Source organism: Pseudomonas fluorescens, from assembly GCF_902498065.1.
GTDB classification, from domain to species: domain Bacteria; phylum Pseudomonadota; class Gammaproteobacteria; order Pseudomonadales; family Pseudomonadaceae; genus Aquipseudomonas; species Aquipseudomonas fluorescens_BJ.
In genome coordinates this window covers 63,578-73,713 of the sequence record NZ_CABVIR010000011.1, presented here as the reverse complement: position 1 = coordinate 73,713, position 10,136 = coordinate 63,578, and the positions used below count along the sequence as shown (strand labels likewise).

The window sequence follows — 10,136 nt, the reverse complement described above, 5'->3', positions numbered from 1 at the left end:
CGCAAGGCATTGGGAATGCTGTTTTGGCCGGGGCTTGCGCCCGGAGCCATTCACCAATGAGAACGGATGACGTCTTGAAATAATTAGTCGACGGGCTGGATCGTCAACGGGGGCGCGGCTGCGGCAAGCGGGCGCGACAGCGTGTCGCAGTTCTCACTGCGCACCTTTGAAGAGCATTACTTCTCTTTCTCAATTGACAATCATTATCATTCAGAATAATTTGGCGCTCGATGTGTAGGACGGCTCCGCTCCTCTTGCCGTCCCACGACCCTATTTGCAGCAAGGTGATTTCCATGACGGAACAAGTATCCACAAGCAGGTGCGATTCACCGCTACTTCAGGCATTCGTGGACAATCGACTGATTCTGGTCAAGATTGCCGCCCGTATTACCGGCTGCCGGTCACGTGCCGAAGATGTGGTTCAGGATGCGTTCTTCCGCCTGCAATCGGCGCCGCAGATCACGTCCTCGATCAAGGCTCAGCTCAGCTACCTGTTCCAGATCGTGCGCAACCTGGCGATCGATCACTACCGCAAACAGGCGCTGGAGCAGAAGTATTCGGGGCCTGAAGAGGAAGGGCTGAACGTGGTGATTCAAGGCGCATCGCCGGAAACCTCGCACATCAATTTCTCGACCCTGGAAAACATCGCCGACGCGCTGACGCAGCTGCCCAGCCGCACCCGTTACGCCTTCGAGATGTACCGCCTGCACGGTGTGCCGCAAAAGGACATCGCCAAGGAACTGGGTGTTTCGCCGACCCTGGTGAACTTCATGATTCGTGATGCGCTGGTGCATTGCCGCAAGGTGTCGGGCAGTCGGGCGGATACCTTCGCCCGTCGTTGAAAGCTGAAATCGCATCGCCCCCATCGCGAGCAGGCTCGCTCCCACATTTGATCTCTGCCTTTCACACATTGTGTGATCACAGAAGATCCCATGTGGGAGCGAGACCGGCTTGCCGGCGATGACGGACCCAAGACCGACGCAGGTCTTGAGCCTTGTTTATCAAGCCAACCCACACCGCTCGAAAAACCGCTCCCGCCCCAACACCATCAACGCCGCGCGCTTGTGCGGGAAGTCGAACTCTTTCTCGCAATGAAACCGCTGCCCCTGCATGTACCCGATCATCTTCGCGTTGTCCGCACGCGGCTCGGCGACCACTCGCCGGGTGCGTGGATCGTCGAGCAACAGGTAATGCGTCAACGCCGATAACCAGCTCGCCACCTTGTGCGGACCGCGGTGATTTTCCTCGCCGACCAGCATGTGAATGCCACGGTCGTAATCGTCGACATCGTAGAACGGCGCAATGCGATCCTCCTTGGCCCAATAGGCTTCGAAATAGGCAAACGGCTGATCATCGAAACAGCCGATCAACGTCACGGTGTGAGGATCGGCGTCGAGTTTGCTCAGGTATTCGCGATGCTGTTCAAGGCTGCCCTCCTCCTGCCAGAAACTCGCCACCCGCGCACTGTTCTGCCAACGATTGAACCGCGCCAGGTCCAGGTCGATGTCCAGCGTTCGCAGGGAAATCCAGGCACCCAGGCGCGCATCAAAACGCCGATAAACCTCACCGCGCGGTTTGACCGGGCGCAACGGGTGACGCTTGCCCCCGCTGATCACCATTTGCTGTGGGTAGCTGCTGGTCAGCGACGTGCCCAGCCAAGGCTGCGGCAACTGCCAGAACAGCGTGCGCTCGCAGCGATACTGGCCAGCGAGTCCGTTCGGCACCAGCAAACCGCTGAGCAAGGCTTCGGCGGGGGCTTCATCAAGGTGCCAGGTCAGGCGCTGGCAGGCCGGGTCACGGGCAAACAGCCAATAACCGGCAGCCCACACGGCCTGAGTGTCGACGCGCGCCTCGACGCGCACCTGCAACTCCGGCTCACGGGTCAGTTGCAGCGTAATCAGCAGCTGCTCGTCCAGGCTTAGGCTCAGGCAGTTTTCGGTTTCATCCGCGACAAGGCGGCTGCCTGTCGGCAAGGCCAGGGCAGTCAGGTCATTCAGATTGGGCATGGGTCGGGCTCACGATAATCGTCGACAGTTCAACGAAGTGACGTGAGCCAGTGCGGAAAATTTAAGGGCAGTCGGCCAATACGCCGCCGGGCGACGCGAACTCAGTTGCCCGGAACCGGTACCACGGCGATCTTGTACGGATCGAAAATCTTCAGCATCTGGCCGTTGTCCCGCAACCCTTGCAGCAACTTGCCGAAGGCAACACCACTGATGGGCGCCGCCGGGCGGAGAATGGCGTAGTGGTGATAGACCTGATCGACACGCTCGGACACCAGCAGTTGATCGGCGACTTTCTCGTTGCGCAGCAGGTAATCGCTCAGGTAGGAGCGCGTCACCAGGGCAATGTCGGCGCGCCCGCGCAACACCATCAGCAGGTTGCTGTCATGGGAATAGGTCAGCGTAGCGTTGTAGTTTTGCGCGAGGGCTTTGGGGTCGGCATTGAAGTTGGCGAATTCATAGTGGTAGCCGCTGAACAGTGCCAGACGCTTGCCGGCGAGTTCGGCGAAGTAGTTCTGCTGACGATTGGGAATCCGTTGCGCGACAAAAACCTCGGCATCTTCCAGCCCCATGTCGACGCTGATGTGGGGAATGTCCTTCCAGCCCCAGTTCGGGTTCTCGAAAATGGCCATGTCCACCCGGCCTTGCTTGAAGTCACCGAAGCGCCGCGGAATGGACGTCGGCACCAGCACAAACTGATAGTCGGTTTGCAAGGCATTGAGCGCCTCGACCAATTGCGGCAACAGGCCGGTGTCGGCGCCGGATTCGGGGCGTACGGTGTAGGGTGGAAAATGCGCGGCACCGACCCGCACCAGTTGCGCCGCCGGGGAGGGCAATACCCAAAGCGCTGCAAGCGCCGCGAGAAGGAGCCGTGAGGCCGTCCGAATTGGCGAAGACATCAAAACAACCCACTCCCCAAAAAAATACTCATCAATGCATTCAAGCTAGGCGGTTTCGGCCACTTAGCCAGTTTCCTGCGGCTGCGGGCAACACTATTGTTTTTCTTCAAGCACCAGAGTCAATGCCTCATCGGCCAATTGATCGAGATTCATGCTTCCATCCGCGCGATACCACGTCGTGGTCCAGGACAGCGCACCGGTCAGAAAACGCCGGGTAATGAACACATCCCCGCGGATGAATCCCGCGTCCTTGGCCTCCCCCAGCACCTGCAGCCAGAGGTCTTCATAGATGTCGCGCAGCGCCAAGACCTTCGCCTGCCCGTCCTCGGACAGCGAACGCCATTCATACACCAGCACCGCCATGGCCTCGCCGCTGCCGCCCATGATCGACTGCAACTCACAGCGAATCAGCGCCAGCACCCGCTCGCGCACGTTTTCGGCTTCGGCGATCGCGGCCCGCATCAACGCGGTGTTGTAGCAAATGGTTTCCTCCATCACCGCCCGCAGGATCTCGTCCTTGCTTTTGAAGTGATGAAAAATACTCCCCGACTGAATGCCCACTGCGCCGGCCAGATCACGCACCGTGGTGCGCTCATAACCTTTGTTGCGGAACAGGTGAGCGGCCACTTGCAGCAGCTTTCCACGGGCGCTGTCCGGGTCGGTCAACTGGCCGCTGTCGACCAGTTCGCGCATTACCCTCAGGGCTTTTTGCTCGTCCACCCGTTCTCTCCTACAGTCGATCAGTCATATGCACCGCTCTGCGCTAAAACAGTGGGGTTGCGCGGGCAATTTAAGCTGGCGAAGACAACCAAGCAAGCGCTCGGGCCGAAGATATTTAAGACGTTTACAAACCAAGCGCTTGCTTGGTAGTCTCGATGCACGTCTATGGGAGGTGGCTATGGAAAGGGCTGTGCCTGAAACTGTTCGCATCGGTTGCGCCAGCGCCTTCTGGGGCGACACCTCGACCGCCGCCGCGCAACTGGTGGAAGGTGGGCATCTGGATTACCTGGTATTCGATTATCTGGCCGAAATCACGATGTCGATCATGGCCGGGGCGCGGATGAAAGATCCCCAGACCGGCTACGCCAGCGACTTCATCGAAGTCCTCAGCCCGCTGCTCACGCAGCTCGCCGCGCAGAACATTCGCGTCATCAGCAACGCCGGCGGCGTCAACCCACTGGCCTGTGCCGCGGCCCTGCAAGCGGCCTGCGACAAGGCTGGCGTGGCGCTGAAAATCGCCGTGTTGCTGGGCGATGACCTGCAACCGCAGTTCAAACACCTGAGCACCCGCAGCCTTCAGGAAATGTTCAGCGGTGCGCCCCTGCCGCCGATGTGCGTTTCAACCAACGCCTACCTCGGTGCACCCGGCATAGTCGAAGCCTTGCGCCTGGGCGCGGACATCGTCATCACCGGGCGCGTGGTCGACAGCGCCGTGGTCAGCGCCGCGCTGGTGCATGAGTTCGGCTGGTCCTGGCACGATTACGACAAACTCGCGCAAGCCGCACTCGCCGGTCACCTCATTGAATGCGGCGCCCAGTGCACCGGCGGCAACTTCACCGATTGGCGCGACGTGCCCGACTACGAACACATCGGTTTCCCCATCGTCGAAGTCAGCGCCGACAGCCAGTTTATCGTCAGCAAGCCCGAAGGCTCCGGCGGCCTCGTTACGCCACTGACCGTCGGCGAGCAGATGCTCTATGAAATCGGCGACCCGCAGGCCTATCTCCTGCCCGATGTGGTCTGTGATTTCACCCAGGTCAAACTTCAGCAACAAGGCAAAAACGCGGTTCACGTGCATGGCGCCAAAGGCTTGCCGCCGACCGCTCAATACAAGGTCAGCGCGACGTATCCGGACGGTTTTCGTTGCACCGCCAGTTGCCTGATCGCTGGGATCGACGCGGTGGACAAGGCGCGACGCGTCAGCGAAGCGATCATCAACAAGACCTCGGAAATCTTCAGTCAGCGCGGGTGGGCACCCTACAGCGAAGTCAATATCGAACTGCTCGGCAGCGAGGCCACGTACGGTCCCCATGGCCAGCGTCAGGACAGTCGCGAAGTGGTGATCAAACTCGCCGTGCGCCATCCGAATAAACAGGCGTTGATCGTGTTCTCCCGGGAAATCGCCCAGGCCGCCACCGGCATGGCGCCGGGGCTGACCGGGATCGTCGGCGGACGGCCGACGGTGTATCCGCTGATCCGGCTGTTCTCGTTCCTCATCGACAAAAGCGCCTGCACGCTGGACATTGATCTCAACGGGCAACGCCATCCATGCGCCCTGCCCACCCTCGACGCGCTTGCCACCGCGGACTTGCCGGTACCGATCGACCCACCGAAACCCACCGGCCGCGCCGATGCCAGCGTGGCGCTGATCAAACTGGCGGTCGCCCGCTCCGGTGACAAGGGCAATCACAGCAACATCGGCGTCATGGCCCGCGAGCCCGAGTACCTGCCATGGATCGCCGAGGCCCTGACCCCGGCCGTGCTCGTCGACTGGATGCGCCACGTGCTCGACCCGGTGCACGGTCGCGTCGAGCGCTGGTATTTGCCGGCCACCCACAGCCTGAATTATTTGCTGGAAAACGCCCTTGGCGGTGGTGGCGTGGCCAGTCTGCGGATCGATCCGCAAGGCAAAGCCTTCGCTCAACAACTGCTGGAGATCCAGATTCCGGTGCCGCAGCGCATCGCCGACCAGGTCAACTAGAGGACTGCCGCCGTGGCCTACGATTCGATTTTCAAAGCCGATCTGTTTGCCGGCCAAACCATCATCGTCACCGGCGGCGGCAGCGGCATTGGTCGCTGCACAGCCCATGAACTGGCGGCCCTTGGCGCCCATGTGCTGTTGATCGGACGCAAGGCCGACAAACTGAAAAGTGTCGCCGCCGAGATTGCCGAAGACGGCGGCAAGGCTGACTGGATGACCTGCGATATCCGCGAGGAAGAAGCGGTGACGCATCTGGTCAGCGAACTGATCCGCCAACACGGGCCGATTCACGGATTGGTCAACAATGCCGGCGGGCAATACCCGTCGCCGCTGGCCTCGATCAATCAGAAAGGTTTCGAAACGGTGATGCGCACCAACCTGGTCGGCGGCTTCCTGATGGCCCGGGAAGTGTTCAACCAGTCCATGAGCAAACACGGCGGCGCCATCGTCAACATGCTCGCCGACATGTGGGGTGGCATGCCCGGCATGGGTCACTCGGGCGCCGCCCGCTCGGGCATGGACAACCTGACCAAGACAGCCGCGTTCGAATGGGGTTATGCCGGGGTGCGGGTCAACGCCGTCGCGCCGGGCTGGATCGCCTCCAGCGGCATGGACACGTATGAAGGCGCGTTCAAAGCCGTGATTCCAACCCTGCGCGAACACGTGCCATTGAAACGCATCGGCACCGAGTCAGAAGTCAGCGCGGCGATCGTGTTCCTGCTCAGCCCGGCCGCGGCGTTTGTCAGCGGTAGCACCTTGCGCATCGACGGCGCCGCGAGCCTGGGCGGTCGGGCGTGGCCGATCCACAAAGCGACGAACAGTGAGTCGTACAACGGTTTCCACCGCGCTTACTTACCAGACGTGCTCAAGGACAAGGAATAAGCCATGCCGGTGATTCAGTCGCAAGTCGACCCGAACAGCGAACAGTTCGCCCGGAACCGTGCCGCGATGCTGGCCGGGATCGAGCAGGTCCGTCAGCTCGAACAAAACCTGCTGAACAAAGCGGCCGAAGCCAAACCGAAGTTCGACAAGCGCGGGCAATTGCTGCCCCGTGAGCGCCTCAATCTGTTGCTCGACCCCGGTGCGCCGTTCCTCGAACTGGCGAGCCTGGCCGGCTACAAACTGCATGACGACAAGGACGGCAGTTCGGCGGGCGGCGGCTTGATCGCCGGGATCGGCTATGTGTCCGGCGTGCGGGTTCTGGTGGTGGCGAACAACAGCGCGATCAAGGGCGGGACGATCTCCCCCAGCGGCTTGAAAAAATCCCTGCGCCTGCAACAGATCGCCATGGAGAACAAACTGCCGGTGATCACCCTCGCCGAAAGCGGCGGCGCCAACCTCAATTACGCCGCAGAGATTTTTGTCGAAGGCGCGCGCAGCTTTGCCAATCAGGCGCGGATGTCGGCCATGGGTTTGCCGCAGATCACCGTGGTCCACGGTTCGGCCACGGCGGGCGGCGCTTATCAGCCAGGTCTGTCCGACTACGTGGTGGTGGTGCGTGGCAAAGCCAAACTGTTTCTCGCCGGCCCGCCGTTGCTGAAAGCCGCGACCGGTGAAGTGGCCACCGACGAAGAACTGGGGGGTGCCGAAATGCACGCGCAAACCGCCGGCACCGCTGAATACCTGGCCGAAAACGATGCCGATGGCGTGCGCCTGGTGCGCGAGATTGTCAGCCTGTTGTCATGGAATGAGCAGTTGCAGTGGGTCCCCGAACGCCGCTATCAAGAACCGCTCTACCCCATCGAAGAACTGCTCGGGCTGATCCCGGACGACCCGAAAAAACCCTATGACGTTTGCGAAATCATTGCGCGAATCGCCGACGGTTCGAACTTTCTCGAGTTCAAGGGCGAGTTCGATCAACAGACCGTCTGCGGCCATCTGCAGATTCAGGGTCGCACCTGCGGATTCATCGGCAACAACGGCCCGATTACGCCCAAAGGGGCAAGTAAAGCCGCGCAATTCATCCAGCTCTGCGATCAGAGTCAGACGCCACTGCTGTTCTTTCACAACACCACCGGGTTCATGGTCGGCACCGAGTCGGAACAGCAAGGCGTGATCAAGCACGGCGCAAAGATGATTCAGGCGGTGGCCAACGCCCGCGTGCCAAAACTGACCATTGTCGTCGGCGGCTCCTATGGCGCCGGCAACTACGCGATGTGTGGCCGTGGCCTCGACCCACGCTTCATCTTTGCCTGGCCCAACAGCCGCACGGCGGTGATGGGCGGCGCACAGGCCGGCAAGGTGCTGCGCATCGTCACCGAGGCCAAGCAGCTCAAGGACGGTTTGGTGCCCGACCCGAAAATGCTCGACATGCTGGAGCAGGTCACTGCGCAGAAACTCGACAGCCAGTCCACCGCGCTTTATGGCAGCGCCAGTCTGTGGGACGACGGACTTATCGACCCACGGGACACCCGGACCCTGCTCGGTTACTTGCTGGACATCTGTCATGAGGCCGACGTGCGGCCGCTGCAAACCAACAGTTTTGGCGTAGCCCGGTTCTGAGCCGGCCAGAGGAGAACAATAAAAATGATCTTCACCCAGGAACACGAAGCACTGCGCCGTACCGTTCGCCAATTCGTCGAGCACGAGATCAATCCGCACGTCGAGGAATGGGAAAAGGCCGGACGCTTTCCCATCCACGAGATCTTCCGCAAGGCCGGTGAACTCGGCTTGCTGGGGATTTCCAAGCCGGAAAAATTCGGCGGCATGGGGCTCGACTACAGCTATTCGATTGTCGCCGCCGAAGAATTCGGCACCATTCATTGCGGCGGCATTCCGATGTCCATTGGCGTGCAGACCGACATGTGCACCCCGGCGCTGGCGCGTTTCGGTTCCGATGAACTGCGTGAAGAATTTCTGCGCCCGGCCATAACCGGCGAACAGGTCGGCTGCATCGGCGTTTCCGAAGTCGGCGCCGGTTCCGACGTGGCCGGGCTGAAAACCACCGCCCGCAAGGACGGCGACGACTACGTGATCAACGGCAGCAAGATGTGGATCACCAACTCGCCAAGCGCCGATTTCATTTGTCTGCTGGCCAACACCTCGGACGACAAACCGCACATCAACAAGTCGCTGATCATGGTGCCGATGAACACGCCGGGGATCAGCCTCAGCTCGCACCTGGACAAGCTCGGCATGCGCAGCTCGGAAACCGCCCAGGTGTTTTTCGACAACGTGCGCGTACCGCAACGCAACCGCATCGGCCATGAAGGCGCCGGGTTCATGATGCAAATGCTGCAGTTTCAGGAAGAACGCCTGTTCGGCGCGGCGAACATGATCAAGGGCCTGGAATACTGCATCGACAGCACCATCGAGTATTGCAAGGAACGCAAAACCTTCGGCAATGCGCTGATCGACAATCAGGTCATCCACTTCCGCCTCGCCGAATTGCAAACCGAAATCGAATGCCTGCGGGCGCTGGTCTATCAGGCCACCGAGCAATACATCAAAGGTCAGGACGTCACGCGTCTGGCCTCAATGGCCAAACTCAAGGCCGGGCGGCTGGGCCGCGAAGTCAGCGACAGTTGCCTGCAATATTGGGGCGGTATGGGCTTCATGTGGGACAACCCGGTGGCCCGCGCTTACCGCGATGTGCGGCTGGTGTCGATTGGCGGCGGCGCCGACGAAATCATGCTGGGAATCATCTGCAAACTCATGGGCATCCTGCCGGGGAAAAAGAAATGAGCACCCTGCCGGTTTGCCAGACGTTACTGCTCGAACCGCATAACGGCGTGCTGCACATCACCCTCAACCGCCCGGAAAGCCGCAACGCCATGAGCCTGCTGATGGTCGCCGAACTGCGCGCGGTGTTGTTGGCTGTGCGCGACGACCGTGCGATTCGGGCCTTGGTGATCGGCGGTGCCGGGGGACATTTCTGTGCCGGTGGCGACATCAAGGACATGGCCAACGCCCGTGCTCAGGGTGCGAGCGCCTTTCGCGATCTGAACCGCGCATTCGGCGCGCTGCTGCAAGAGGTGCAACACGCGCCGCAAGTGGTGATCACCGTGCTGCACGGCGCGGTGCTGGGCGGCGGTTTGGGGCTGGCCTGCGTCAGCGATGTTGCCCTGGCGGATCACCAGGCGCAGTTCGGAATGCCAGAGACCAGCCTCGGCGTGTTGCCCGCGCAGATCGCGCCGTTTGTGGTCCAGCGAATCGGTCTGACTCAGGCCCGGCGCCTGGCGCTGACGGCGGCGCGGTTCGATGGCACCCAGGCGCGGCGCATGGGGCTGGTGCATTTTGTCGAGCATGACGCGCAAGCTTTGGCCGAGCGTCTCGGTGAAGTTCTGGCCCATGTGCTGTGTTGTGCGCCGGGGGCCAATGCGACGACCAAAAAGTTGTTGCTGGCGAGTGCCGGACAGCCTTCGGAGGCGTTGCTGGATGAAGCGGCCGAGTGGTTCAGCGAAGCGGTGACCGGGGCGGAAGGCGTTGAGGGGACCATGGCTTTTGTGCAAAAGCGTAAACCGGGGTGGGCCATTTAAAAGCTGCGCGGGCAAGCCCGCGATGAGGCCATCACTTTCACCGCAATCCCAAGGG

The 10,136-nt window shown here is 61.2% G+C and carries 9 protein-coding genes; 6 read left to right on the top strand and 3 right to left on the bottom strand.

All coding sequences use genetic code 11. The annotated features are described in order from the left end of the window. The first annotated feature begins 293 nt into the window (after nt 1-293). Complete coding sequence (locus tag F8N43_RS27885; protein WP_150632195.1) at nt 294-842, top strand: RNA polymerase factor sigma-70; 549 nt, start codon at nt 294-296, stop codon at nt 840-842. A gap of 159 nt (nt 843-1,001) precedes the next feature. On the opposite strand, the gene F8N43_RS27880 is transcribed toward F8N43_RS27885, so the two are convergent. From F8N43_RS27880 to F8N43_RS27870, 3 genes are all read right to left on the bottom strand, one after another. After that, entirely contained in the window at nt 1,002-2,006 is a 1,005-nt protein-coding gene (locus F8N43_RS27880) for a GNAT family N-acetyltransferase (RefSeq protein ID WP_150654652.1), read from the bottom strand. A gap of 101 nt (nt 2,007-2,107) precedes the next feature. Beyond that, nucleotides 2,108-2,902 (bottom strand): substrate-binding periplasmic protein, encoded by a 795-nt coding sequence (locus tag F8N43_RS27875; protein ID WP_191630163.1) that lies wholly within the window; start codon nt 2,900-2,902, stop codon nt 2,108-2,110. Nucleotides 2,903-2,995: 93 nt separating this feature from the next. Beyond that, the gene (locus F8N43_RS27870; RefSeq protein WP_150632198.1) at nt 2,996-3,622 is read right to left on the bottom strand and encodes a TetR/AcrR family transcriptional regulator; all 627 of its coding nucleotides are present in this window, start codon (nt 3,620-3,622) and stop codon (nt 2,996-2,998) included. 190 nt (nt 3,623-3,812) lie between these two features. Here F8N43_RS27870 and F8N43_RS27865 point away from each other — a divergent pair, with 190 nt between their 5' ends. The 5 genes from F8N43_RS27865 to F8N43_RS27845 are packed head-to-tail and all read left to right on the top strand — an operon-like array spanning nt 3,813 to nt 10,081. Continuing rightward, nucleotides 3,813-5,603 (top strand): acyclic terpene utilization AtuA family protein, encoded by a 1,791-nt coding sequence (locus tag F8N43_RS27865; RefSeq protein WP_191630162.1) that lies wholly within the window; start codon nt 3,813-3,815, stop codon nt 5,601-5,603. Between the two features lie 12 nt (nt 5,604-5,615). Further along, nucleotides 5,616-6,485, top strand: a complete 870-nt coding sequence (locus tag F8N43_RS27860; RefSeq protein ID WP_150635823.1) for an SDR family oxidoreductase — start codon at nt 5,616-5,618, stop codon at nt 6,483-6,485. Between the two features lie 3 nt (nt 6,486-6,488). Beyond that, entirely contained in the window at nt 6,489-8,105 is a 1,617-nt protein-coding gene (gene atuC, locus F8N43_RS27855) for a geranyl-CoA carboxylase subunit beta (protein WP_150654649.1), read from the top strand. Nucleotides 8,106-8,129: 24 nt separating this feature from the next. Beyond that, on the top strand, nt 8,130-9,287 hold the full coding sequence (gene atuD / locus F8N43_RS27850; protein WP_150632202.1) for a citronellyl-CoA dehydrogenase: 1,158 nt from the start codon (nt 8,130-8,132) through the stop codon (nt 9,285-9,287). Further along, the gene (locus F8N43_RS27845; RefSeq protein ID WP_150654648.1) at nt 9,284-10,081 is read left to right on the top strand and encodes an enoyl-CoA hydratase/isomerase family protein; all 798 of its coding nucleotides are present in this window, start codon (nt 9,284-9,286) and stop codon (nt 10,079-10,081) included. Before atuD ends, F8N43_RS27845 begins: the two co-directional genes overlap by 4 nt. The last annotated feature ends 55 nt before the right edge of the window (nt 10,082-10,136 follow it).